The organism is Xanthomonas melonis (assembly GCF_020783655.1).
GTDB classification, from domain to species: Bacteria; Pseudomonadota; Gammaproteobacteria; order Xanthomonadales; family Xanthomonadaceae; genus Xanthomonas; species Xanthomonas melonis.
Genome location: NZ_JAJGQH010000023.1, coordinates 16,392 through 41,076, shown reverse-complemented (window position 1 = coordinate 41,076; position 24,685 = coordinate 16,392). Strand labels below are relative to the sequence as shown.

Here is a 24,685-nt window from a genome sequence, read left to right as displayed (position 1 = left end):
GAGCCGGCCATATTAGCAGGCTTTTCATCCTCGTCAACCCCTCGTGAAGAGGAAGTTGCCGCCGCATCACCTCAATCTGCCGTAGCGTCTTTCCGTGTTGCTAGCCGCCCATCATAGCCGGCTTTTGCGTTTCGTCAACACCCTGGATCAGGGAATTTCCGAACCCTTCTGCGCTGTCACCGCGTTTGCGGGTCCGTTGCGTCGGGGGAGGCGAACTATAGGCCCCTAAAACCGTTTTGGGAAGAGCTTTGTGAAAGAAAAATCACCGCTGCCGCCAGAATCTTGCGCCACGCCTCAGACGCGCAGCCATCCGTGGCTTCAGCAGGCTTCTGAAGCCGCCACACGACATATAGATGTGGCGACATCCATCTGCGATTGCCGCTGCGCATCAGCCTTGCGCGCGTCAGCCGTTGACCAGCATCACCCGAGCGAAATTGCGCTTGCCGACCTGGATCACGCCCTCGAAACCTGGCGCGAACACACGCGCCGCGTCCTCGATGACCTCCCCATCGATCTTGACGGCGCGCTCCTTGAGCTTGCGCGTGGCTTCCGAGTTGCTCGGCGTGAGGCCGGCTGCGGTCAGCAGACCAGCGATACGCAGGCCCTCGGCCGGCACTGCAACCTCCTGCAACGGCAGCAGGCTGGTGTCGCCCTGCCCTGTCACCACGGCATGCCAGCCGGCAATCGCCTGCTCGGCGGTGGCCGCATCGTGAAACCGGGTGGCCAGTTCGCGCGCCAGCCGCAGTTTGACCTCACGCGGATGCAGCTCGCCGGCGGCGACCTGCTCCTTTAGACGCACCGCTTCGGCCACACCGATGTCGAAGGACAACAGATCGATCCAGCGCCAGGTCAGCTCATCGCCGATCTTCATGGTCTTGGTGACGATGTCGATGGCCGGCTCGTTGATGCCGATATAGTTGCCCAGCGATTTGGACATCTTGGCCACGCCATCCAGGCCTTCCAGCAGCGGCATGGTCAGCACGATCTGCGGGGCCTGACCGTAGTGCTCCTGCAGCCCTCGGCCCATCAGCAGGTTGAACTTCTGATCGGTCCCACCCAGTTCGACGTCCGCCTTCAAGGCCACCGAGTCGTAGCCCTGCACCAGGGGATAAAGGAATTCATGGATGGCGATCGGCTGCTGCCCGGCGAAGCGCTTGGCGAAGTCGTCGCGCTCGAGCATACGGGCCACCGTGTGCTGGGCTGACAACTTGATCATGTCGGCGGCCGTCATCTGGCCGAACCACTCGGAGTTGAAACGCACTTCGGTGCGCTCGCGGTCCAGGATCTTGAAGACCTGCTCTTCATAGGTCCGCGCATTGGCCAGCACGTCCTCGCGGCTGAGCGGCTTACGGGTGACGTTCTTGCCGCTGGGGTCGCCGATCATGCCGGTGAAGTCGCCGATCAGGAAAATGACCTGGTGCCCGAGCTGCTGGAACTGCCGCATCTTGTTCAACAAGACAGTGTGGCCCAGGTGCAGATCCGGCGCGGTGGGATCGAAGCCGGCCTTCACCCGTAGCGGCACACCCGATGTGAGCCGGGTTTCCAGCTGATCGAGCTTGAGGATCTCGTCGGCGCCGCGGCCGATGAGGGCGAGGGATTCTTCGATAGTGGCCAACCACGGACTCCAGCGGCGTTTGCCGTCAATAACGTGAATGATGTTAAACGCGGGTTAATTCCGCGCCAAGTGAAAATAATGAACAGGCTCAATGGTTTGACGCGCTGTTACAGCCTGTCTATGGTACCGGCGATTGGGCTCGCACTTCGAGCCAGCGAGGATATGGAACGATGCAGAACTCAGAGCAGGGCCGTGCACGCAAGCGGCGCTTTCACGAACGCCTCCACGTTCTCCACGACACTGCCCTGCATCGCAAGCTCAAGGCGCATCTTCCGGCGGCTTTCAACGACCGCTGGACGCGCCGCCACTGGATCCACGCCAGTCTGTTCGCCACCATCGGTGCAATGGTAGCGACCATCGTGCCAGGCTTCTCCAACGCGATCGATGCCCCGCTGTCCAGCCATTCCACGCTGGCGCTGCCGCTGCCGCCGCTGGTACCCAGCCGCAAGCAACTGGCGCCGAGTACGGAATGGGAAATCCTGCAGGTCAAATCCGGGCAGACACTGAGCACCTTGTTCGGCGAGCTGGGAATTCCGACCGCGGTGATGTACCAGGTGCTGGCGCATCCCGGCACCAAGGAGGCGCTGACCAGGCTGCATCCGGGCGCTGAAATCGCCTTCGACATGCCCACGCCCGGCCAGTTGCGGGCGCTGCGCTTCGATCGTGACGACAGCCACCGGGTGGAACTGCGCCTGCTGGGCGACAGCGTGCGCGAGAAGGTGACCGAGCGCGCAACGACCACGCGCACCGTGGTGGCCAGTGGTGAAATCACCAGTTCGCTGTCTGCTTCGGCCGGCAAGTCGGGATTATCGCCTGCGGCGGTGGCGATCATGACCGACGAGATCTTCAAGTACGACATCGACTTCGACAAGGATCTGCAGCCCGGCGATCGCTTCAGCGTGGTGCTGGACGAAACCTGGCGCGAAGGCGAGCGGATCGGTACCGGCGACATCCTGGCGGCCACCTTCACCACCGGCGGCAAGACCTATACCGGTTTTCGCTTCGAGCGCGCCGGCAAGCCCGCCGAGTATTACGACATCACCGGCCGGCCATTGAAGAAGAGCTTCATCCGCATGCCGGTGGCGTATAGCCGGATCAGCTCCACCTTCGGCGCACGCCGGCATCCGGTGCTGGGCACGATGCGCATGCACAAGGGCGTGGACTACGCGGCGGCCTCGGGAACGCCGATCATGGCGGCCGGCGATGCACGGGTGGTGTTCGTCGGCACCCAACGCGGCTACGGCAATGTGGTCATCCTGGACCACGGCAAGAGCTACAGCACGCTGTACGGCCACATGTCGCGCTTCGGCAAGATCAAGGCCGGCCAGCGCATCAACCAGGGCACGGTGATCGGCTATGTCGGCATGACTGGTCTGGCGACCGGCCCCCATCTGCACTATGAATTCCGCGTGGGCGGGCAGCAGCGCAACCCGATGTCGGTGACCATGCCGCCGCCGGAGCCGTTGCAGGGCGCCGAACTGGCCGCCTTCCGTGCGCAGACCGCACCGGCCATGGCGCGCATCGAGGGCATGGAAAAGCTGATCTACGCCGATGCCAGCAAGCCTGCCAAGGGCAAGTCGCGCGGCTGAGTCCGCGCAGCGGGGCGGCGGCGGAAGCGGCGACGCGGGGTGGATCCGGCGGAAGGCCGGCCCTGCATTCCGGCCACGCCGCTTGGCCGGGCAGCGGCGCAGCCGCGTGACACCGTCTGCTGCGCGCGATGCGGGTCGACACGTTGCACTCCCTGGGGTCGGAATCGCCCGCGTCCATGTTGGCGAACTGGGCGTCCTTGCTGGAGATGTCCGCCACCTGCGGAGCGCGGGGCGTCCCCAGCCGGCAACGGCACCTGTCCAGGCATTCGGCCTGACGGCGATGCGGGTCTCGCTCCTCGGTGTCGAGCGCCAGACCGGTTGACGGGCACGGCCTGGCTGCACAAGCTGGCCGACCGTGCATTTCTGGCTTCGGCATGTCCGTCTTGGAACCCATTGACTCCCCGCTCTACCTGGGCCTGATGTCGGGCACCAGCGCCGATGGCATCGATGCCGCACTGGTGCGCTTTGCCGACGCCAACCATCGCCGCTGCGAACTGGTGGCGGGCACCACGGTGCCGTGGGCGCCGGCACTGCGCGATCGGCTGGTCGCGTTGGGACAGGGGGCGGAAACGGTCTGCATCGATGCGCTTGGGCGATTGGACGCCGAGGTCGGGCTGGCATTCGCCGCTGCCGCCAATCAGCTCATTGCCGAGACCGGCGTGCAGCGCGAGCGTATCCGCGCGATCGGCTCGCACGGGCAGACCATTCGCCACCGACCCAACGGGAATCCGGCGTTCACCTGGCAGATCGGCGATGCCAGCCGGATCGCCGAGCACACCGGCATCACCACCGCGGCCGATTTCCGCCGGCGCGACGTGGCGGCCGGCGGCCAGGGCGCACCGCTGATGCCGGCCTTCCATCTGGCCATGTTGGGCACGGCCAACGAGGACCGTGCCGTCCTCAACCTGGGCGGCATCGGCAATCTGACCCTGATCCCACGCGACGGCACGGTGCTCGGCTTCGATACCGGACCTGCCAATGCCTTGCTGGACAGCTGGTGCCAGCAGCAGCACGGTACCGCGTTCGATGACGAGGGCGCATTCGCCGCCAGTGGCCGGGTGGATGCCGCTCTGCTGCAGGCATTGCTGGCCGACCCGTGGTTTGCGCTGGCGCCTCCGAAGAGTACCGGACGCGAGCAGTTCCATCTGGCCTGGGTGATGCAGGCGATGGGCGAGGCCCGCCCGAGCCCGGCCGATGTGCAGGCGACCTTGCTCGAACTCACCGTTGTCACCGTGGCCGACGCCTTGCTGCGACTGCAACCGCAGACCCGCCGGGTGCTGGTTTGTGGCGGCGGCGTGCGCAATCCGGTGCTGATGGCACGCCTGGCGGCACGGCTGCCGGACGTGGTGGTGGAATCCAGCGCGCGCCATGGGCTGGATCCGGATTATCTGGAAGCGATGGGGTTTGCCTGGCTGGCAGCCGAGCTGCTGGCTGCGCGCCCGGCGAATCTGCCGGCGGTCACCGGGGCGGCGGGACCGCGGTTGCTGGGGGCGATCCATCCAGCCTGAGCAGCGACACGGGGAGAACGGTCGCGCTGTTTTCTCATGGTGGCCGCGTGCGCAGGTGCACGCCTCAGTTGTCGACCGACGCTGCCGCAGAACAGGAACAGGAGGACGCGCAAACCGGTGGCGATGACCTGTGCTGCCGAACGGCCCGGGCGTCCTGGCAGGCGAGCCCTGTCAGCGCAATCGATGAGGTGTGTCTTCCGGGCCGGCACCGAACGCCCAGCGTCCGGACTGCCGCCGCCCGCTCAAGGGTTGTTCCCCGCCGGCAGCGCCTTGAGCGCAGCGATCGCCTCGGCCAGGGCATCGACTTCCGGGTGCTGCAAGCCGCCGGTGACCTCGTATTCGCTGGCGAACAGGCCCTGTTCGAGCAGATGCATGACGGTCTGGTGCTGCGTCCACCCGCGTGCGACGGAAATGCGGCGGATACGGTCCACCAGCAGCGGATCGATGTCACGCAACACCAGATCGGTCATGCCAACTCCTTGTCCCGAGGTTCCGCTGCAGACGCGCCGGGCGATGATCCCCCAGCCGCGCGCCCCATCGCAACCTCAGGCTGCCGTACTGCGGCGCTGCTGCAGGATCAGCATCCCGCACAGCAGCACCACTGGCACCGCGATCAACGCAGTCCCCACGAAGAAGAGCGCGTAGCCCTCCATCAGCGTTCGCCCCTGGCTCAGGGTTTGCACCGACCATCCGGAAAACCCCTTCAAGGCCTTGCCCGGCATGGCATAGAACGAACTGAGCAAGGCGTACTGCGTGGCGGTGTAGCCGATGCTGGTCAGGCTGGACATGTAGGCGATCAAGGCAGTGCCGGCAAAGCCGTTGGCGAAGTTGTCGATCGCCATCGCGACCGCGAACTTGCTGGTCTCAGGCCCCGCATAGGCCAGCCAGGCAAATGCCAGGTTCGAGCACGGGCCCAGGACCGCGCCGGCCATCAAGGTCGCCAGCACGCCCCAGCGCACCGATACCAGGCCAGCGACTGCAATACCGACGAAGGTCGCCACCAGACCCACCGAGCCGCGCACCGCGCCCACGGTGTCTTCGGATAGGCCAAGATCGACGTAAAAGGGGTTGGCCATTGGCCCCATCACGAAGTCGGCCATGCGATAGACGCTGATGGCCACCAGAATCAGCACCGCGCCGCTGCGATGCTCGCGCACGAACGCCAGGAACGGCCCGACGATGGCGTCGAACAGCCCGCGCGGTGTCCACAACGCGGCCCCCTGCGCCTGGACCGCGGCCATCTCGCGCGCGGGCTCGCGGGCCAGCGCCACGGCGACCACGCCCAGCGCCATAAAGGCGGCCATCACCTCGTACGAGAGCTGCCAGCCAACCCGGGCGGCCAGGATCAGGATCAATGCATCGGTCACCAGCAGCGCCGAACGGTACCCCAGCGCCGAAGAGGACGTCAGCAGGCCAAGCTGCTCGCTGTCGTCGGCACTTTCGATGCGCCAGGCATCGATCACGATGTCCTGGGTGGCCGACGCGAAGGCCACCACCACGGCCATCGCGCCGAATACCGCCAGGTGTTCCCAGGCGATCCCCAGCACCAGCAACTGACCGCCAACCGGTTGAATCAACGCCATCCCGACCAGGCCAACCGCGACGACACATTGCGACAGCAACATCCAGCCCCGGCGCCGCCCAAGCCTGCCCAGGAGCGGCACGTCGGTCTTGTCCACGATCGGCGCCCACAGGAATTTCATGGTGTAGGCCAGACCGACCCAGGACAGGAACCCGATGGTGTCCAGCTGGATCCCCTGCTTGCGCATCCAGAAACCGAGCGTATTGCCGACCAGGTACAGCGGAAGTCCTGAGCTGAAGCCCAGCAGCAGCATGGCCAGCACCTTGCGTTGCCGCAGGTTGGCGAGCACGCGTTGCCAGGGACGGCGCGGCTTGACGGCCTCGCTCACAGTGCGTAGTCCACGACGTACGGTGCGTGGTCGGAGAAGCGCTGCTCGCGGTAGATCGCGCAGGCCTGCAGGGCCTCGCGCAGGCCGGGGGTGACCAGCTGATAGTCGATGCGCCACCCCACGTTGTTGGCGCGCGCGGCGCCGCGGTTGCTCCACCAGGTGTAGTCCTGGCCCTGCGGATGCAGCACGCGATAACTGTCGACCCAGCCGCGGCCGTCGGCAGGACTGGCATCGCTGGCCACATCGGCGCATAGCCCGTTGAGCCAGTCGCGCTCGGGCGGCAGGCAGCCGGAATTCTTCTGGTTGGATTTCCAGTTCTTGATGTCCAGGGCGGTGCGCACGATGTTCCAGTCGCCGCACAGCACGTACTGCCGGCCGCTGGCCAGCCACTGGTCCAGGATCGGCCGCAGCCACTGCATCACCTGGAATTTGTAGTCTTGGCGCAATTCGCCCGACGAGCCGGACGGGATGTAGAAGGACACCACACTGAGGTTGCCGAAGCGCGCCTCGATATAGCGCCCTTCCTCGTCGAACTCGGGCCAGCCCAGCGCGGTGCGCACTTCGTCGGGTTCGCGCCTGGCGTAGATCGCCACGCCGCTATAGCCCTTCTTGGTGCTGGCGTCGCGAAACCAGGCCTTGTAGCCGGCCGGCAGGAACTCCGGGCCGGCCAGTTGGTGTTCCTGCGCCTTGGTCTCCTGGATGCACAGCACGTCCGCATCCTGGCCGACGAACCAGTCGAAGAAGCCCTTGCTGGCGGCCGAGCGCAGGCCGTTGGCGTTGAAACTGATGATGCGCATGGGCGGGAATGGGGAATGGGGGATGGGGAATGGTAAACGCATCGCGTACCGGCAGCCTTCCTTGTGCGGCTGGGGTAGGCTTTACGATTCTCCATTCCCGATTCCCCATTCCCACCCCATGACCGACCACCGCACCCGATTCCTGCAGCTGGCCCTGGCCGCCGACGCCCTGCGCTTTGGCGAGTTCACGCTCAAGTCGGGGCGGCTGAGCCCGTATTTCTTCAATGCCGGGCGCTTCGATTCGGGCGCCAAGACCGCGCAGCTGGCACAGTGCTATGCCGATGCGATCGATGCGGCCGGGGTGGACTTCGACCTGGTGTTCGGTCCGGCCTACAAGGGCATCCCGTTGGCGACCGCGGTGGCCTGCGCCTACGCCGCACGCGGCCGCGACCTGCCGCTGGCGTTCAACCGCAAGGAAGCCAAGGACCATGGCGAGGGCGGCAGCCTGATCGGTGCGCCGCTGGCTGGCCGCAAGGTGCTGATCGTCGATGACGTGATCACTGCCGGCACCGCGATCCGCGAGGCGCTGGGCATCATCCGTGCCGCCGGCGGTACCCCGGCCGGCATCGTGGTGGCGCTGGACCGGCAGGAGATCGCCTCCGAGCAGGACCGCCGCTCGGCGGCGCAGGCGGTGGCGGCCGAGGCCGGCATCGCGGTGATCGCGGTGGCCAACCTCGCCGATCTGCTTGCTTTTGCGGCAGGAAACGCCGACCTTGTCGGCTACCGGGAACCGCTGCTGGCCTATCGTGGCCGCTACGGCACCGACACCACGGGCTGACGGCAGGCGACAGGGGGCTGCGATGATGCCGAGACACCTCTCTTTGGCAGTGTTCGCCGTCGTCGTGGCGATGTTCGCCGTTGCGCCCGCCGGGGCGCAGGACAAGGCGGCGGCGAAGAAGCTGTATTGCTGGAACCAGAACGGCGCCAGGATCTGCAGCGACACCTTGCCGCCGGAAGCGGTGAACCAGGCGCGCGACGAGTTCAACGCCAAGAGTGGCTTGCGCAGCGCCGAGGTGCAGCGCGCCATGAGCAGCGACGAGCGGGCGGCGGCGGCGGCCAGCGAGCAACAGCGCCAGGCCGACCTGGCTGCCGAGCAGATGCGCAAGCGCACCGATCAGGCGATGCTGATGTCGTATCAGAGCGAGGACGACCTGCGCCGGGTGTTCAACGAGCGTATCGCCATCGTCGACAACAACATCCATACCGCCCGCTTCAATGTGACCAGCCTGCGCGAGGGCCTGGCCAGCCTGCTGCGTGCGGCCGGCGACCGCGAACTGGCCGGCCAGGCGGTGGCCGACAAGCTGGCAGGCGACATCCAGCAACGCCACCGCGAACTGATGGCGCAACTGCGCCTGCAGACCAGCTTCGAGCAGCAGCGGGTGGCCCTGGACAGCGAGATCGCCGACATCCTGAAGCGCTACCGTGCCATGCAGACGCCGTCCGGCGGTGCCTCCCCCGCCGGCTGAGCCGCCCCGGTCATTCCAGCACGTGCCCCGGCGCCGCCGCAGGCGGCATTTCCCGATCCGACGCCCTGCCCGCATAATGGCCGGTCTTCCTCCTTGCCCACGAGGCTCTCCCGCATGGCCCGGATCATCGCCATTGCCAACCAGAAAGGCGGCGTCGGCAAGACCACGACGGCCGTCAATCTGGCGGCCGGCCTGGCGCGCGCGCCAAAGCGCGTGCTGCTGGTGGATCTGGACTCGCAGGGCAACGCCACCATGGGCAGCGGCATCGACAAGCGCGATGTGGCCGCCTCCACCTGCGACCTGTTGCTGGGCGAGAACAGCGCCGCCGACATCCGGGTCACCGCGCCGGAAGGCTTCGACCTGCTGCCGGGCAACATCGACCTGACCGCCGCCGAGATCCAGCTGATGGACCAGGGCGAGCGCGAGCAGCGGCTCAAGCGCGCGCTGGCGCCGATCCGCGACGCCTACGACTTCATCCTGATCGACTGCCCACCGGCACTGTCGCTGCTGACGCTCAACGCGCTGACCGCAGCCGATTCGGTCATCGTGCCGATGCAATGCGAGTACTACGCGCTGGAAGGGCTGACCGCGCTGCTGGAAACCATCGAAGCGCTGCGCGCCAACCTCAACCCGGCGCTGGAGATCGAAGGGGTTCTGCGTACGATGTTCGATATTCGCAACAACCTGGCCAATGCCGTGTCGGCCGAGCTGACCGAGCATTTCGGCGACAAGGTGTTCCGTACCATCGTGCCGCGCAACGTGCGCCTGGCCGAGGCGCCCAGCCATGGCCAGAGCATCGTGGGCTACGACCGTACCTCGCGCGGCGGGGTGGCCTACCTGGGCCTGGCCGGCGAAATCGTGCGCCGCCAGAACGACCGCAACAAGGCCGTTCGGCCCGTGGAGACCGTCTGATGAGCAAGCCGCCGCTGGCGAAGAAGCGTGGCCTGGGCCGTGGCCTGGAAGCGCTGTTGGGGCCGAAGGGCGCCGCAGCGGCAGCCGCTGCGGCACCGAGTGGCGCCGACGAGCCGGCCCTGCAGCCGGGCGACAGCCTGCGCACGCTGCCAGTCGCCCAGCTGCAACCGGGCAAGTACCAGCCGCGCCAGGAGATGGACGAGGTCAAGCTGGCCGAGCTCGCCGAGTCGATCAAGGCACAGGGGGTGATCCAGCCGATCGTGGCGCGTGAGCTGGCGCCGGGACAGTTCGAGATCGTGGCCGGCGAGCGCCGCTGGCGCGCCTCGCAGCTGGCCGGGCTGAGCGAAGTCCCGGTGGTGGTGCGCGAGCTGGACGACCGCACCGTCATCGCGATGGCGCTGATCGAGAACATCCAGCGCGAAGACCTCAACCCGCTGGAAGAAGCGCAAGCGCTGCAGCGGCTGATCGACGAATTCTCGCTGACCCATGCCGAGGCCGCCGAAGCGGTAGGCCGCTCGCGCGCATCGGTGTCCAATCTGCTGCGGCTGCTGGAACTGCCGGTAGCGATCCGGGTGCTGCTGGAAACCCGTCGCCTGGAAATGGGCCATGCGCGCGCGCTGCTCACCCTGGCCCCGGAACTGGCCAGCAAGCTGGCGCAGGAAGCGGCAGACCAGGGCTGGTCGGTGCGCGAAGTGGAACATCGCGCGCAGCAGTTCGCCGCCGGCAAGGTGCCCGGCGCGCTGCGCAAGGGCAAGCCCGCGCCGGTGGCGCCGCAGGCCGATATCGCCTCGCTGGAAACCGAGCTGTCCGAATCGCTGGGTACCAGGGTGGTGTTCAATCACGGCCGCGGCGGCAAGGGCAAGCTGGTGATCCACTACACCGATCTGGACACGCTGGAAGGCGTACTGGAACGCCTGCGCCTGCACAAGGGTTGAGTCCACGGCCGCGCACGAGGAACGCCGATGCATCCTTCCAAGGTGGACCGTGCGCAGCTCCGGCGCCTGACCGACCTGCCCAATGTGGGGCCGGCCTGCGCACAGGATCTGCAAGTGCTCGGCATCCACGACCCGGCGCAGTTGCGTGACTGCGACGCGTTCGAGATGCATGCCCGGCTCTGCCAGCGCACCGGCGTGCGGCACGACCCGTGCGTGATCGATGTGTTTCTGTCGATCGTGCGCTTCATGCAGGGCGAGCCGGCGCGCCACTGGTGGGAATTCAGCGCCGAGCGCAAGGCGATCCTGGCCAGCCGATCCGCGCCGGCGGCGGGGCCGTCACCGCGCGACCCAGCACCCCGAACTTGATGTCTTCAGGACGACTGCCATGACCATTCTCGTCACCGGCGCCGCCGGTTTCATCGGTGCCTACACCTGCCGCGCCCTGGCGGCGCGCGGTGAGGCGGTGGTGGGACTGGACAACTACAACAGCTACTACGACCCGCAGCTCAAGCGCGACCGGGTGGCGGCGCTGTGCCCCGATACCGACATCCGCGCGCTGGATCTGACCGATCGCGATGGCCTGGCCACACTGTTCGACCAGATTCAGCCGACCCGCGTGGTGCACCTGGCAGCGCAGGCCGGGGTGCGCTATTCGCTGGAAAACCCGCACGCGTACGTCGACAGCAACCTGGTCGGCTTCGTCAACGTGCTCGAACTGTGCCGGCATCGCGGCGTGCAGCACCTGACGTATGCGTCCAGCAGCTCGGTGTACGGCGATTCGGCCACCCCGCCCTTCTCCGAGGACCAGCGCGTGGACCAGCCGCGGTCGTTGTATGCGGCGACCAAGGCGGCCAATGAGTTGATGGCCCATACCTATGCGCAACTCTATGGTCTGCGCGCCACCGGGCTGCGCTTTTTCACCGTGTATGGCCCATGGGGCCGGCCGGACATGGCGCCGCTGCTGTTCAGCCGCGCAGTGCTGGCCGGGCGCCCGATCGAGGTGTTCAACCACGGCAGGATGCAGCGCGACTTCACCTTCGTGGACGACATCGTGGCTGGCGTGCTCGGTGCGCTGGACACGCCCAGCGACGATACGGTGCCGCACCGGGTCTTCAACCTGGGCAACCATACGCCGGTGGAACTGGAAACCTTCATCGAGGTGATCGCGCGGGCCGCCGGTCGTCCGGCCGAAAAGGTCTACAAGCCGATGCAGCCGGGCGACATGCTGCGCACCATGGCCGATACCCGGCGCGCGCAGGCGGCGTTCGGCTTCGCGCCGACCACGCCGGTCGAGCATGGGCTGCCGCAGGTGGTGGACTGGTGCCGGCACTATTTCGGCGACCGGGCCTGAGCGCCCGACGCGCGGACAGCGGCACCGGCCTGGTCGGGCTCGGCCACGCCGCTGCGCGCCGGTACACTGCGGCGTGACGGCGCCGGATCGCTGGCTTCATGCCCTGGGCGGCCCCGAGTAACCTTGCCCTACACGCTTCAGGCCGCTTGTGCGCGTTCCGGCGCAGCGAAGACGAGCGCGCTTCATGCCCGGCTCAGACGCGCAGGGCACAATGCGCGATCTTTTCGCTCCGCTTTCCTCCGGTCACTACGAATCCATGAGCCAACCTCAGCTTTCCGTCGTCGTTCCGGTGTTCAACGAGCGCGATAACGTCGCGGCCCTGGTGGGCGAAATCGTCGCTGCGTTGCGCGGTCTGGTGGCCTTCGAAATCGTCTATGTCGACGACCATTCCCGCGACGACACCCTGGCGGTGCTGCAGGGCCTGAAGGCCACCACGCCGGAGCTGCGGGTGCTGCATCACGTGACCCAGAGCGGCCAGAGCACGGCGGTGCGCAGCGGCGTCAAGGCCGCGCGCGCCAGCTGGATCGCCACGCTCGACGGCGATGGCCAGAACGACCCGGCCGACATCCCCAAGCTGCTCATCGCGCGCAGCCAGGCCCAGCCGCAGGTCAAGCTGTTCGCCGGCTGGCGCGTCAACCGGCAGGATTCGGGGTCCAAGCGCTGGGCCAGCAAGTGGGCAAACGCGATCCGCTCGCGCATGCTGCAAGACAACACGCCCGATACCGGCTGCGGCATCAAGTTGTTCGAACGCGAGGCATTCCTGGACCTGCCGTACTTCGACCACATGCACCGCTACCTGCCGGCGCTGATGCAACGCGCCGGCTGGCGGACGGTGAGCGTGCCGGTCAATCACCGCCATCGCACCGCCGGCGTGTCCAAGTACAACAATCTCAACCGCGCGCTGGTGGGCATCCGCGACCTGCGCGGCGTGGCGTGGCTGATCACCCGCAGCAAGCGCACCGTGGTGGAGGAACGCTGATGGATGCGACGTTGCTGGACCAGCCACTGACCTGGCTGTACTGGACCGGCATCCACGTCACCGGCTGGAAGCTGATCGGCTACGTGGGCGCACTGATGTTCGGCGGCCGCTGGCTGGTGCAGTTCCTCGCCTCCAAACGTGCCGGCAAACCGGTGATCCCGCGCCTGTTCTGGTACATGAGCGTGGTCGGCAGCCTGATGACGCTGAGCTACTTCGTGTTTTCGGCCAAACAGGACTCGGTCGGCGTGCTGCAGAACCTGTTCCCGGCGTTCACCGCGGTCTACAGCCTGTATCTGGACGTCAAACATCGCGGCTGGAAGCGCGATCGGGCTGGGCATTGACGGCCGGGATTGGGGATTCGTCGGTCGTCGGTAGCCGTCGCGCATACGTCGCGTTGATGGCTACATCGCTCCAGACGGGACCAGGTTGTCCGGGTGGCTGGCGGCATTGCGAGAACAAGGTGGCGCTGAGCGCCTGATTCTTACGCGGCGTTGCGCAGGTGGCCGACGTCTTGATGCGTGGCTGGATGATGTTGATGCCACGGCGGCATGGGCAGGCTGTGGGCATGTCCAGCGCATCCGCCCCCTGTTCGGTTTTCGTGCCAGTTCCCACTGCGGCGTACTGGCATCTGTGCCTGCCCACCCATCAAGGCGTGCCGTTGTTTGCGGACTGGCGGTGCGCGCGCGCCGCCGCGGCGACCCTGGCGTTGGCGCGTCATTGGCACGGCGCGCAGTTGCTGTGCTGGGTACTGCTGCCACATCGCTGGTGCGGCCTGCTGCAGGCGCCGGGCAAGGCGCTGTTGCTGCAACTGGCCAGTTCCGCGCGGCTGGCAGCCGGCGAGGCGGTCAATCGCGCGCGCGGCCGCGGCGGGACGGTCTGGCAGCCGGAGATGCAGGCGGCAGCACTTCCTGCAGACATCGATCGCCGACAATTCGCGCGTGGCCTGGTGGCCTTGCCGTTGCGCGCCGGCCTGGTCGACCGGATCGGCGCGTATCCGTACTGGGACGCGGTGTGGCTGCAGCGCCACGGCCCGGAGGCCGTCGGGCGACCGGATGTGCCCGATGGGCGACAGCTGAGCGTCTTGGCAGCGTCAGCGCCGGCGAGCGCTGAGCATGCCTGACCGACCATCACCATCTGGCCGCGGTTGTGCCGTGCGGCGACCAACGGCACTGCCGTTGGCCGGGCAACGCCGCTGGCGCTGTCGGCACATCGCGCTCAGAACGCCAGCGGATGCTCGGGCAACAGCGCCTGCAACTCGCTGCGGAACAGCGCGCGGATGCGCTCCAGTGCCGCCTCGCTGTCGGCTTCGAAGCGCAGCACCAGGATCGGCGTGGTGTTGGAAGCACGCACCAGACCCCAGCCATCGATGAAATCCACGCGCAGGCCGTCGATGGTCGACAACCGCGCCGATTCGAACGGCGATTCCTCCCCGTCCTGCGCGCGCGCGACAATACGCGCCACCAGCGCGTGCGCATCGCCTTCCACCGGCACCTTGATTTCCGGCGTGGACACGCTCTCAGGCAGGGCGTTCAGCACCTCGGACGGGCTCTCCTCGCGCTGGGCCAGGATCTCCAGCAGGCGCGCGGCTGCATAGATGCCGTCGTCGAACCCGAACCAACGCTCCTTGAAGAAGAAGTGGCCGCTCATCTCGCCGGCCAGCTCGGCGTCGGTCTCGCGCATCTTGGACTTGATCAGCGAATGCCCGGTCTTCCACATCAGCGGGCTGCCGCCATTTCGCAACACGTAGTCGGACAGCTTGCCGGTGCACTTCACGTCGTAGATGACCAGCGCGCCGGGATTGCGCTGCAGCACATCGGCGGCAAACAACATCAGCAGACGGTCCGGGAACACCACCGCGCCTTCCTTGGTGACCACACCCAGACGATCGGCATCGCCGTCGAAGGCCACGCCGATGTCGGCGTCGAAGCGCTGCACCATCTTCACCAGATCGTCGAGATTGTGCGGCTCGCTCGGGTCGGGGTGATGGTTGGGGAAAGTACCGTCGATGTCGCAATACAGCGGGATGACCTCGGCGCCGATCGCCTCCAGCAGGCGCGGCGCGAGCTCGCCGGCCACGCCGTTGCCGGCATCCACCACGACCTTGATCGGACGGTCGAGCTGCACGTCGTCGGCGATGCGCTGGATGTACGCATCGCCGATGTCGCGCTGCTCCAGCTCGCCGGGCGTGGCGGCGGTATGCAGGCGACCCTGGTTGATGCGCTGATGCAGTTCGGCAATGGCCGCACCGGACAGCGTCTCGCCGCCGATCACGATCTTGAAGCCGTTGTAGTCGGGCGGGTTGTGGCTGCCGGTCACTGCCACGCAGCTGCCGGCACGCAGTTCATAGGCGCCGAAGTACACCAGCGGCGTCGGCGCCAATCCGATATCGGTGACGTTGCAGCCGGCGCGGCGCAGGCCCTCGATCAGGCCGCTGGTCAGCTCCGGTCCGGACAGCCGTCCGTCGCGGCCCACCACCACATCGCGCAGACCCTGCGCCTGCATGACGCTGCCGATGGCCTGCCCGATCAATGCGGCGACGCCGGGATTGAGATCCTTGCCGACCACGCCGCGGATGTCGTAGGCGCGGAACATGTCCGTGGCGACCTGCACCGCCGGCAACAGCGGCGGTGGCGACGGCGGTGCGTCGGGCTCCACCGCAGCAGCTTCGCTGGCAAGGCTGGCGTCGTGCTGCAGGCTTTGACCGAAGGTCGGTTCATCGAGCGCCGACTCGCCGGCGACGCGGCGTCGGCGCGGCAGCGCCACCCGACCACGGCTGGCCAGCACGGACAACACGGCAATGGCCAGCAGCAGTGCGGCCACGATGGCGCAGCCGACAGCCCCCAGACCCAACGGGCCGCTGTCGCGCTGCGGGACCGCGGCCGCCACGCGCAGGCCACTGGTACCCAGCGGCTTGGCCAGCGTTTCGGCAGCATCGGCCAGCGCCGCGTCGCCCTGCTGCACGACGTTGAAACTGCCTTGGCGCAAGGCCAGGTAGGCGCTGCCGGGCACGGCGATGGCGTCCAGTGGGCCGGTCAGGCGCAGCAATGGCAGCCGTGCATACGCCACCGCCGGCTGCGCACCCAGGCGCACCGCTGCCGCCACGCCCAGACGCACCTGCTTGGCGTCACGCACCACGCGCACCTGCGCGCGCTCGGCGAGCAGCGCCGATTCGAGCAGGCTCAGCCTTGCATAACCGAAGTCCTTCGGATTGGCATAGGCCGCGGCGAGATCGCCGGGCAGCACCTGCACGTCCTCGGCGCCCTTGAAACGCTCGCGGATGGCCGAGGCGGCCGCCAAGGCGTCGCCGTTGCCCAGCGCGGCAGCCACCGCCGGCTGCTTGAGGACGGCATCGAGTTGGCTGGCCTGCGCGGCCATCGCCTGGCTGACCTCCTGCACGGCGCGGTCGCGCGCGTGTTCCAGATCCTGCGCGATGGCCTCTTCATGCCACTGCGCATAGCCGTTCCAGCCGAACCAGGCGGCCAGCAGCAGCAACACGCCCCCCAACACCGGACCGCTCGTACGCACGCTGGACATCGACTGCCTGCGCTCGTTCGCCTTGCTCATGTGACTCCCCAGTCAGCGCACCCCGGTATGGCCGAATCCACCCGCTCCCCGCGCGCTGTCGACGAAAGTATCCACCACTTGCAAGCCCACGCGCACGATCGGAAGGATCACCAGCTGCGCGATACGGTCGCCCGGTTCGATGGTGAAGGCCTCGCGGCCGCGATTCCAGGTACTGATGAGCAGTGGGCCCTGGTAGTCGGCATCGATGAGCCCGGTGCCGTTGCCGAGCACGATGCCGTGACGATGGCCCAGGCCAGAGCGCGGCAACACCACGGCGCACAGTTGCGGGTCGGCCAGATGGATGGCGATACCGCTGGGTATCAGCGCCGCATCGCCAGGCTCCAGGGTCATCGGCGCTTCCAGCGCGGCACGCAGGTCCATGCCTGCGCTGGCCTCGGTGGCGTAGGCCGGCAGCGGCCACACGTCGCCAAAACGCGGGTCGAGCAGCTTCACCTGCAGGGAGTGGATCGGGTAGCTCATGCCTGCAACCTCTCCGCAATCAGGGCCAGCAGCTGGTCGGCCAGCTGGGTCTTGCTGCTGCTTGGGAACACGCGCTCGCCGCCCTGCCAGTAAGCGGTGGCGGCGTTATTGTCGCTTTCGAAACCGCCGCCTTCGATTCCCACCTGATTGGCGATGATCAGATCCAGCCGTTTGGCCGCCAGCTTGCCACGCGCGTAATGCTCCACGTCGTGCGTTTCGGCTGCAAAACCGACCACCAGTTTCAGTGCGCCGGTCTGGGCGGCGACCTCGGACAGGATATCCGGCGTGCGCACCAGCTCCAGAGTCAGCGTCTCGCCGGTTTTCTTGATTTTCTGCGCGACCACCCGTTTGGGCGTGTAGTCGGCCACCGCCGCCGCGCCGATATAGATGTCGGCCGGGAACGCGCCCAGCACCGCATCGCGCATCTGCACGGCCGAGCGCACATCGATGCGCTGCACGCCGGGCGGCGTGGTCTGGTGGACCGGGCCGCTGACCAGCACCACGTCGGCGCCCTGACGGGCGGCGGCGGCGGCCAGTGCGTAGCCCATCTTGCCGCTGCTACGGTTGCCGACGTAGCGCACCGGGTCCAGGTCCTCGAATGTGGGGCCGGCGCTGATCACCACACGCAGGCCCTCCAGCTGCGCGCTGCTGGGAACGAATGCCGGGGTAGCGGCAGACGGGGCGGCAGCGGGCGGGGCGGTCACGGCGTCGGCACCTGCCAGCGCAGCGACGATCGCCGCCGGATCGGCCAACCGGCCGGGGCCGGATTCGCCTTCGGCCAATGGACCGTCCTCCGGACCCACCACCGCCACGCCCCGCGCGCGCAAGGTGGCGATGTTGGCCTGGGTGGCCGGGTGCAGCCACATGCGATGGTTCATCGCCGGGGCAACGGTCAACGGCGCGGTGGTCGCCAGGCACAGCGTGGTGACCAGATCGTCGGCCAGGCCATGCGCCAGCCGCGCCAGCAGATCCGCGGTGGCCGGGGCCACGATGACCCGATCGGCCCAGCGCGCCAGTTCGATATGCCCCATCGCCTGCTCGGCGGCGCTGTCCCACAGCGTGGTGCGGGTCGGTTGCCCGGAGAGCGCCTGGAAGCTCAGCGGGGTGACGAACTGTTGCGCGCCGCCGGTCATGGCAACCTGCACCTGCGCGCCGGCGTCACGCAGGCGACGGACCAGTTCGAGCGATTTGTAAGCGGCGATGCCCCCGCCGACGCACAGCAATAAACGCTGCCCGTCCAGGGGGCGGGCCTGAGTGGAGCCGATCACGTCGGGGTCGTCCTACGGTTACAAGGACAACTAGATTAGCCGATGGCCCTGCCTGCCCTGATAGGCGTGGGCGATAAGCATCGGCAATCTGGCCATATGCACATACACGACTGGCCCAGCAACGAACGCCCGCGCGAAAAACTCCTGGCGCGCGGCGCACCCGCGCTCTCCGATGCCGAGCTGCTGGCAATCTTCGTCGGCTCGGGGCTGCGCGGCCAGGATGCGGTCAAGACCGCGCGCGAACTGCTGCATCGGCACGGCCCGCTGCGGGTACTGCTGGACCGCCCGGCCCCGGCCCTGGCCCGCCTGCCAGGCCTGGGACCGGCCTCGGCCTGCAAGCTCAATGCGGCGCTGGAGCTGGCGCACCGCCATCTGATGAGCGGGCTGGAGCGCGGCGAAGCACTCAGCGACCCGCCTAGCGTGGGCCGCTACTTCTCGCAGCGGCTGCGTGCCCGCGCCTACGAGGTGTTCGCGGTGCTGTTCCTGGACAACCGGCACCGCGCGATCGCATTCGAGGAGATGTTCACCGGCACCATCGACGGCGCCGACATCCATCCGCGCGAAGTGGTGCGCAAGGCCTTGCTGCATAACGCTGCGGCGATAATCGTCGGACACAACCACCCCTCCGGCAATCCGCAACCCTCCGAGGCCGACCGTGCCGTCACCCGACGCCTGCAACAGGGGCTGGACCTGGTGGATATCCGCCTGCTGGACCACTTCGTGATCGGCGACGGCCGCCCGGTATCGCTGGCCGAGCGCGGCTGGCTGGAATGAGCCTGCCGCCCCGACCTGAACCATCGGCCGGATCCTGCGGCGCGCGGTCGGGTAAAATCGCTGGTTTGGTTCCAAGCAGATCCCACGTGAAAGCCCTACTCCGCGCACTGATCGGCCAAGGCATCGAAGCCTTGCGCGCCAACGGCACCCTGCCTGCCGACACCTTGCCGCCGGATTTTGTGGTCGAGCGACCCAAGACCCGCGAGCACGGCGACTTCGCCACCAATGCCGCGATGCTGCTGGCCAAGGCCGCGCGCAGCAATCCGCGCGCGCTGGCGCAGGCGCTGGTGGCTGCCCTGCCGGCCAGCGACGACGTGGCCAAGGTCGACATCGCCGGCCCCGGCTTCATCAATTTCCACCTGGCGCCCACCGCGTATCAGCGCGAAGTGGCGCATGTGATCAAGCAGGGCCACGATTACGGTCGCGGGCTGGCCGGTAACGGCCGCTCGGTGGGCGTGGAATACGTGTCGGCGAACCCGACCGGCCCGTTGCATGTCGGCCACGGCCGCGCCGCAGCGATCGGCGACAGCCTGGCGCGCGTGCTCGATGCCAATAGCTGGAACGTCAAGCGCGAGTTCTACTACAACGATGCCGGCGTGCAGATCGAGAACCTGGCGCTGTCGGTACAGGCACGTGCGCAGGGGCTCACCCCCGACAGCGACGGCTGGCCGGAGAACGGCTACCGCGGCGACTACATCGCCGATGTGGCCAACGCCTATCTGGCCGGCGACACGGTCGACCTGGAAGGCCACCTGGTGACCGGCACCAAGGATCCGGCCGATCTTGAATCGATCCGCCGCTTCGCGGTGGCGTACCTGCGCAACGAGCAGAACCACGATCTGGCCGCGTTCCGGGTCGACTTCGATATCTATTTCCTGGAAAGCTCGCTGTACAAGGACGGCAAGGTCGAAGAGGCGGTGCAGAAGCTGATCGCCTCCGGCCACACCTACGAGGAAGGCGGCGCGTTGTGGCTGAAGTCCACCGACTTCGGCGACGACAAGGACCGCGTGATGCGCAAGTCCGACGGCACCTACACCTATTTCGTGCCGGACGTGGCGTACCACCTGACCAAGTGGCAGCGCGGCTACGAACGCGCCATCACCGAACTGGGTGCCGACCACCACGGTTCGCTGACCCGCGTGCGCGCCGGCCTGCAGGCGCTGGAGCTGGGCATCCCGCAGGGCTGGCCGGAATACGTGCTGCACCAGATGGTCACCGTGATGCGCAGCGGCGAGGAGGTGAAGCTGTCCAAGCGTGCCGGCAGCTACGTCACCCTGCGCGATCTGATCGAGGAAACCAGCGCCGATGCGGTGCGCTGGTTCCTGATCGCGCGCAAGCCCGATTCGCAGCTTACCTTCGACATCGATCTGGCGCGCGCGCAGAGCAACGACAACCCGGTGTTCTACGTGCAGTACGCGCATGCACGCGTGTGCAGCGTGCTGCGCCAGGCACAGGAAAAGGGCTACAAGTACGACCAGGCCAATGGGCTGAACCAGCTGGCGTGCCTGGACGACGAGCATTCGCTTGCGGTGATGCTGGAACTGTCGCGTTATCCGGAAGTGGTGGAAATCGCCGGTCAGGCGCTGGAGCCGTACCAGATCGCGCAATACCTGCGTGAATTGGCGCATGCCTTCCACACGTGGTATCACAACAGCAAGGTGCTGGTGGACGATGCCGCCGAGCGCGATGCCAAACTCACACTCGCCGTCGCCGCCCAGCAAGTGCTCGCCAACGGTCTGGAGCTGCTTGGCGTCAGCGCGCCGGAAAAGATGTAGGCAGGCACGAGGCGACGCCGGGCGGGGCACTCCCCGTGCGGCAGCGCAATGCGCAAGGCGATCGCGACGGCCTTGCGCAGCGGTTGCCGTGCCAGGGCGGCAGCGACAGCGACCGCCGCAGTAAGTCGGGCATGGCGCCCGCAACGACACGATTCGGAGAAGTGGTAGATGGCAGCACGACGCGGTAAGAGTCAGGCACGGCGCAACACCAGCAATGGCACACCCGGCTGGGTGTGGTTGGTGGCGGGCGCTGCGATTGCGGCGGTGATCTTCCTGGCCGCGCCAAACCTGTTCAAGAAGGACGGCGACGGCTTCCTGCGGGCCGGCCCGCGGGCCAATCCCGACGCACAGCCCGAACCGGTGGCCGATGCCGATACCGATACGCCGGCCGAGCTGCCCAGGCCCAGCGCGCAACCGCCCAAGCCGCAGGCCAAGTCGGGCGATGCGCAGACCCAGTACGACTTCTACACCTTGTTGCCCGGCAAGGAAGTCCAGATGTCCGATGCGGAACTGGCGGCCAGCGCGCGTGCCGAGGAAGCGGCACGTGCGCGCGCCGCGCTGGAAGGCAAGCCGGTGCCGCCGGCGCCGGGGGCCGCAGCCAGCGTTGCGGCGGCCACGCCGGCCCCGAGCGTGCCGGTGCCCTTGAACGAAACCGCCGCCAGCGCGCCCAAGCCGTTGCCGGAAGCGACACAGACCCGCCCGGTGGCCACGCCGGCGCCGGCCGGCACCGCAGCGCTCACCACGCCGGCTGCCACAGCGCCCAAGCCGGCGGTTGCCGCCGCCACGCCGGCGTCCAGCCCCACCGTCGCGCCTGCGGTGACCGACAACACCCGCTACATCCTGCAGGCCGGCTCGTTCGGCGCCTCCGGCGATGCCGAATCGACCAAGGCCAAGCTGGCCATGATGGGCCTGGCCGCACGGGTGGAATCGGCCGAGATCAACGGCAAGACGGTGTACCGCGTGCGGATGGGGCCGTACGGCAGCGCCGGCGAACTGGCCGAGGCCAAGCAGAAACTCACCGGCAGCGGCTTGCCTGCCATCGCCATCAAGGCGCAATAAGCACACGTGATGCGCGGCCTCGCCAGCGCGTTGCTGGGACTGCTCGCGCTGATCGGCAGTGCGCAGGCCACCGAGCAGATCCCCGATCACATCCAGATCGACGGCCGCCAGGCAGACCTGCTGGCGGAGCCCTTGTCCGGGCCGCTGGACGACCCCGCCATCTGGAAGCGCTTCGTCGCCACGGCCGGCACGGCACTGGGCAGTTGCACGGCCAATTGGCGTGGTTATCGCGCAGATTGGCGACTGGAAGCGCGGCAACTGGTGCTCGATCGCGTCGTGCTGGGCGCCTGCAACGATGTTCCGCCGGAGCTGCCGCTGGAGGTGTTGTTTCCCGGCCAGCGCGCGCCGGTGCCGGCGGTGTGGGTGGACGGCGAGTTGATCGTCGCATTGCCACGCGCTGCAGCGGCGCCTTCAACTGCGGCCAGCTACCTGGTCCTGCGGCTGCGTCGCGGCCAGGTGGTCGCGCAAGACACGCTGACCGAGCAGATGCTGCGCGAGCGACGCGCTGCCGCCAGCGGCAACGCTGTCCCCTGAGATCCTCTCCCATCCCCTGGAGTTCCCCATGTCCAAGACCGTCATGATCACCGGCGCCACCTCCGGATTCGGCAGCGCTGCGGTGCGCCGCTTCGCCGCTGCCGGCTGGAAGGTCATCGCCACCGGCCGGCGTACCGAACGCCTGACTGCACTCGCGGCAGAACTTCCTGCCGGCCAGGTGCATACGGCCGCTTTCGACATGCGTGATGCACAGGCCTTGTCGGCCGCCATCGACGCGCTGCCCGCCGCATTCGCCGACATCGACGTGCTGGTCAACAACGCTGGCCTGGCGCTCGGTACCGCGCCCGCGCAGCAGGCCGACCTGGTGCAATGGCAGCAGATGATCGACACCAACGTCACCGCGCTGGTCACCCTCACCCACCGGCTGCTGCCGGCACTGATCGCGCGCCGTGGCGCCATCATCAACATCGCGTCGGTGGCGGCGACCTACCCGTACACCGGCGGCAATGTCTACGGCGGCACCAAGGCCTTCGTGCAGCAGTTCTCGCTCGGCCTGCGCTCGGACCTGCACGGTACCGGCGTGCGCGTGACCTCGATCGAGCCGGGCATGGCCGAAACCGAATTCACCCTGGTGCGCACCGGTGGCAACCAGGCCGCGTCGGACACGCTGTACCGCGGCGCCACCCCGATGACCGCCGAAGACATCGCCGAGCAGATCTTCTACGTGGCCAGCCTGCCACCGCACTTGAACATCAACCGGCTGGAAATCATGCCGGTGACGCAATCGTTCGCCGGCTTCCAGGTAGCGCGCGACGACACCTCCACCTGAGGCGCAGCGCAGCGTCCGCGCACCGCAGACGCCGTACCTGACACGCCCGTTCTCGGCAGCGAAGGCGGGCGTTGTGTTTCTGTTCCTGCGCAGCGGAGGACGACCCGGCGCGGGGCGCAGATCGCCGGGGGACCGCAGACACAAAGAACCGCATCGGCATCAGCCATTGCTAGCTTATGCAGTTGCCTTGCTGTACCGCTTGCGCAGCCGCAGGAACGGGCGCTCCACCGCGTCATGCAGCACTGCGCCACCCAGCAGCGCCGCCCCGCCATACGCAGCAAACGCGAGCAGGCCACGCCCCTCCAGTGCTGGGCCGAACCACTGCTGGATGAGGTGGAATACCGCCTTGTGGGTCAGGTACAGGCTGTAGGAGATCGCCGCCACCCAGGCGGCGCCCGGCACCTGCAGCCGGCCGAATACAGTCCCGCTCGCGGTACCCGCCAGCACCAACAGAGCCAGACCGAACGAGAGCACCGGCCAGCCCACCGCGTTGCCGAGCAAGCCGGTGCGCTCGCGAAACAACCACATCGCCAAGGCCAGCACGGCCACGCCTGCAAGCGCACAGGCATTGCCACGCTGCTGCAGCCGCTGCCATGTGTGCGGACGAAACATCTTCAACACCGCCAGCACGGCACCGGCAAGCAAGCCGTCCAGCCGGTTCCAGGTGGGGTAGTAGAGGTCTTCGACGAACCAATTGCGCTGCTGCCCGCCGCCGAGCTGGTCCAGCGCGGTGTTGTGCAGCCACACGCTGCTGCGCAAGGCGATGCCGGCCACCACGACGGCCACGCAGAGGGCAACGAAGCGGGTAGCCGATGGGCGCCGCAGCAACAGCGTAGCCAGCAGCGGAAACACCAGATAGAAATGCTCTTCCACACACAACGACCAGGCGTGCGAAAACGCGGCCTGTCCGCCGTAATCGACCAACAGATTCAAGGTGAAGGTGACGAACATCCACCATGGTGCCAGCCCGGGCGCTTCGCGAAATCCTGGCCATGCCATGTAGACGAGCAGCACCACCGAAAATGCCGGCAGGATGCGAAACGCGCGCCGCAGGTAGAAGTCCTTGAAGTCCAGACGCTGCCCGCGCGCCAGCGGCACGAGTACCTGGCTGCCGATCAAAAAGCCGCTCAACACGAAGAACAGGTCCACCCCCATCCAGCCGTAGCGCGACAGCCACGCCCAGTCCGGCCCCAGCCCGCCGACCACGAACGAATGGAACAGCATTACCCAGACGATGGCGATGCCACGCAACAGATCCAGAGCGGGATAGCGCATGCGGGCGAGATCAACCGGAGGAGCCCGATTGTGCCGTATGCCGGTAGCGCACAGCACATCGCTGGCAACGACGCACTGCCACCCACGGCTGCAGTGCGCGTTCC

General features: G+C 67.5%; 24 protein-coding genes. 16 read left to right on the top strand and 8 right to left on the bottom strand.

Going from position 1 to position 24,685, the window contains the following annotated elements:
- Nucleotides 1-403 precede the first annotated feature (403 nt).
- On the bottom strand, nt 404-1,615 hold the full coding sequence (tyrS, locus tag LL964_RS19325; protein ID WP_104588902.1) for a tyrosine--tRNA ligase: 1,212 nt from the start codon (nt 1,613-1,615) through the stop codon (nt 404-406).
- Between the two features lie 170 nt (nt 1,616-1,785).
- On the opposite strand from tyrS, the gene LL964_RS19320 reads away from it, so the two are divergent.
- Together LL964_RS19320 and LL964_RS19315 are read left to right on the top strand one after the other, a co-directional pair.
- Nucleotides 1,786-3,204: a M23 family metallopeptidase gene (locus LL964_RS19320; protein ID WP_104588901.1), complete on the top strand. Its 1,419-nt coding sequence runs from the start codon at nt 1,786-1,788 to the stop codon at nt 3,202-3,204.
- Between the two features lie 374 nt (nt 3,205-3,578).
- Nucleotides 3,579-4,712, top strand: a complete 1,134-nt coding sequence (locus LL964_RS19315) for an anhydro-N-acetylmuramic acid kinase (protein ID WP_104588899.1) — start codon at nt 3,579-3,581, stop codon at nt 4,710-4,712.
- 242 nt (nt 4,713-4,954) lie between these two features.
- Here the strand turns inward: LL964_RS19315 and LL964_RS19310 are convergent, their stop codons facing one another.
- The 3 genes from LL964_RS19310 to LL964_RS19300 all read right to left on the bottom strand — a co-directional run bounded on the left by LL964_RS19310 (nt 4,955) and on the right by LL964_RS19300 (nt 7,419).
- Nucleotides 4,955-5,182, bottom strand: a complete 228-nt coding sequence (locus tag LL964_RS19310; RefSeq protein WP_047692723.1) for a hypothetical protein — start codon at nt 5,180-5,182, stop codon at nt 4,955-4,957.
- Between the two features lie 75 nt (nt 5,183-5,257).
- The gene (locus LL964_RS19305; RefSeq protein WP_104588898.1) at nt 5,258-6,622 is read right to left on the bottom strand and encodes an AmpG family muropeptide MFS transporter; all 1,365 of its coding nucleotides are present in this window, start codon (nt 6,620-6,622) and stop codon (nt 5,258-5,260) included.
- Nucleotides 6,619-7,419, bottom strand: a complete 801-nt coding sequence (locus LL964_RS19300) for an exodeoxyribonuclease III (RefSeq protein WP_104588897.1) — start codon at nt 7,417-7,419, stop codon at nt 6,619-6,621. The genes LL964_RS19305 and LL964_RS19300 overlap by 4 nt, the downstream gene beginning before the upstream one ends.
- A gap of 118 nt (nt 7,420-7,537) precedes the next feature.
- Between LL964_RS19300 and pyrE the strand changes: the two genes are divergently transcribed.
- The 9 genes from pyrE to LL964_RS19255 all read left to right on the top strand — a co-directional run bounded on the left by pyrE (nt 7,538) and on the right by LL964_RS19255 (nt 14,182).
- Nucleotides 7,538-8,197 carry an orotate phosphoribosyltransferase gene (gene pyrE / locus LL964_RS19295; RefSeq protein WP_104588896.1) on the top strand — a complete coding sequence of 220 codons (660 nt, stop codon included), beginning with the start codon at nt 7,538-7,540 and terminating at the stop codon, nt 8,195-8,197.
- A gap of 22 nt (nt 8,198-8,219) precedes the next feature.
- On the top strand, nt 8,220-8,885 hold the full coding sequence (locus LL964_RS19290; RefSeq protein WP_146092454.1) for a PALP domain-containing protein: 666 nt from the start codon (nt 8,220-8,222) through the stop codon (nt 8,883-8,885).
- Between the two features lie 114 nt (nt 8,886-8,999).
- Complete coding sequence (locus LL964_RS19285) at nt 9,000-9,797, top strand: ParA family protein (RefSeq protein WP_104588895.1); 798 nt, start codon at nt 9,000-9,002, stop codon at nt 9,795-9,797.
- Nucleotides 9,797-10,732, top strand: coding sequence for a ParB/RepB/Spo0J family partition protein (locus LL964_RS19280; RefSeq protein ID WP_104588894.1), 936 nt, complete (start codon nt 9,797-9,799; stop codon nt 10,730-10,732). Before LL964_RS19285 ends, LL964_RS19280 begins: the two co-directional genes overlap by 1 nt.
- A 27-nt stretch (nt 10,733-10,759) precedes the next feature.
- Entirely contained in the window at nt 10,760-11,098 is a 339-nt protein-coding gene (locus LL964_RS19275; RefSeq protein ID WP_104588893.1) for a helix-hairpin-helix domain-containing protein, read from the top strand.
- Nucleotides 11,099-11,117: 19 nt separating this feature from the next.
- Nucleotides 11,118-12,083: an NAD-dependent epimerase/dehydratase family protein gene (locus LL964_RS19270; protein WP_104588892.1), complete on the top strand. Its 966-nt coding sequence runs from the start codon at nt 11,118-11,120 to the stop codon at nt 12,081-12,083.
- A 256-nt stretch (nt 12,084-12,339) separates the two neighbouring features.
- Nucleotides 12,340-13,062, top strand: coding sequence for a glycosyltransferase family 2 protein (locus LL964_RS19265; RefSeq protein WP_104540963.1), 723 nt, complete (start codon nt 12,340-12,342; stop codon nt 13,060-13,062).
- Nucleotides 13,062-13,403 (top strand): lipid-A-disaccharide synthase N-terminal domain-containing protein, encoded by a 342-nt coding sequence (locus LL964_RS19260; protein ID WP_104588891.1) that lies wholly within the window; start codon nt 13,062-13,064, stop codon nt 13,401-13,403. Before LL964_RS19265 ends, LL964_RS19260 begins: the two co-directional genes overlap by 1 nt.
- A gap of 185 nt (nt 13,404-13,588) precedes the next feature.
- Nucleotides 13,589-14,182, top strand: coding sequence for a hypothetical protein (locus LL964_RS19255; protein WP_323132953.1), 594 nt, complete (start codon nt 13,589-13,591; stop codon nt 14,180-14,182).
- Nucleotides 14,183-14,277: 95 nt separating this feature from the next.
- Here the strand turns inward: LL964_RS19255 and LL964_RS19250 are convergent, their stop codons facing one another.
- From LL964_RS19250 to coaBC, 3 genes are read right to left on the bottom strand one after another with little or no spacing between them, the layout of a single operon-like run.
- Nucleotides 14,278-16,626 carry a phosphomannomutase/phosphoglucomutase gene (locus LL964_RS19250; protein WP_146092453.1) on the bottom strand — a complete coding sequence of 783 codons (2,349 nt, stop codon included), beginning with the start codon at nt 16,624-16,626 and terminating at the stop codon, nt 14,278-14,280.
- A 12-nt stretch (nt 16,627-16,638) separates the two neighbouring features.
- Entirely contained in the window at nt 16,639-17,106 is a 468-nt protein-coding gene (gene dut / locus LL964_RS19245; protein ID WP_104588890.1) for a dUTP diphosphatase, read from the bottom strand.
- Nucleotides 17,103-18,374 carry a bifunctional phosphopantothenoylcysteine decarboxylase/phosphopantothenate--cysteine ligase CoaBC gene (gene coaBC / locus LL964_RS19240; protein WP_104588889.1) on the bottom strand — a complete coding sequence of 424 codons (1,272 nt, stop codon included), beginning with the start codon at nt 18,372-18,374 and terminating at the stop codon, nt 17,103-17,105. The genes dut and coaBC overlap by 4 nt, the downstream gene beginning before the upstream one ends.
- 96 nt (nt 18,375-18,470) lie before the next feature.
- Between coaBC and radC the strand changes: the two genes are divergently transcribed.
- The 5 genes from radC to LL964_RS19215 all read left to right on the top strand — a co-directional run bounded on the left by radC (nt 18,471) and on the right by LL964_RS19215 (nt 23,306).
- Entirely contained in the window at nt 18,471-19,148 is a 678-nt protein-coding gene (gene radC / locus LL964_RS19235) for a RadC family protein (RefSeq protein ID WP_104588888.1), read from the top strand.
- Between the two features lie 86 nt (nt 19,149-19,234).
- The gene (argS, locus tag LL964_RS19230; protein WP_104588887.1) at nt 19,235-20,923 is read left to right on the top strand and encodes an arginine--tRNA ligase; all 1,689 of its coding nucleotides are present in this window, start codon (nt 19,235-19,237) and stop codon (nt 20,921-20,923) included.
- Between the two features lie 168 nt (nt 20,924-21,091).
- Nucleotides 21,092-21,982, top strand: a complete 891-nt coding sequence (locus LL964_RS19225) for an SPOR domain-containing protein (RefSeq protein WP_104588886.1) — start codon at nt 21,092-21,094, stop codon at nt 21,980-21,982.
- Between the two features lie 9 nt (nt 21,983-21,991).
- Nucleotides 21,992-22,516, top strand: a complete 525-nt coding sequence (locus LL964_RS19220; RefSeq protein ID WP_267190502.1) for a hypothetical protein — start codon at nt 21,992-21,994, stop codon at nt 22,514-22,516.
- Nucleotides 22,517-22,544: 28 nt separating this feature from the next.
- Nucleotides 22,545-23,306: an SDR family NAD(P)-dependent oxidoreductase gene (locus LL964_RS19215; protein WP_104588884.1), complete on the top strand. Its 762-nt coding sequence runs from the start codon at nt 22,545-22,547 to the stop codon at nt 23,304-23,306.
- 174 nt (nt 23,307-23,480) lie between these two features.
- Here the strand turns inward: LL964_RS19215 and LL964_RS19210 are convergent, their stop codons facing one another.
- Nucleotides 23,481-24,581, bottom strand: a complete 1,101-nt coding sequence (locus tag LL964_RS19210) for an acyltransferase family protein (RefSeq protein ID WP_104588883.1) — start codon at nt 24,579-24,581, stop codon at nt 23,481-23,483.
- Nucleotides 24,582-24,685 lie beyond the last annotated feature (104 nt).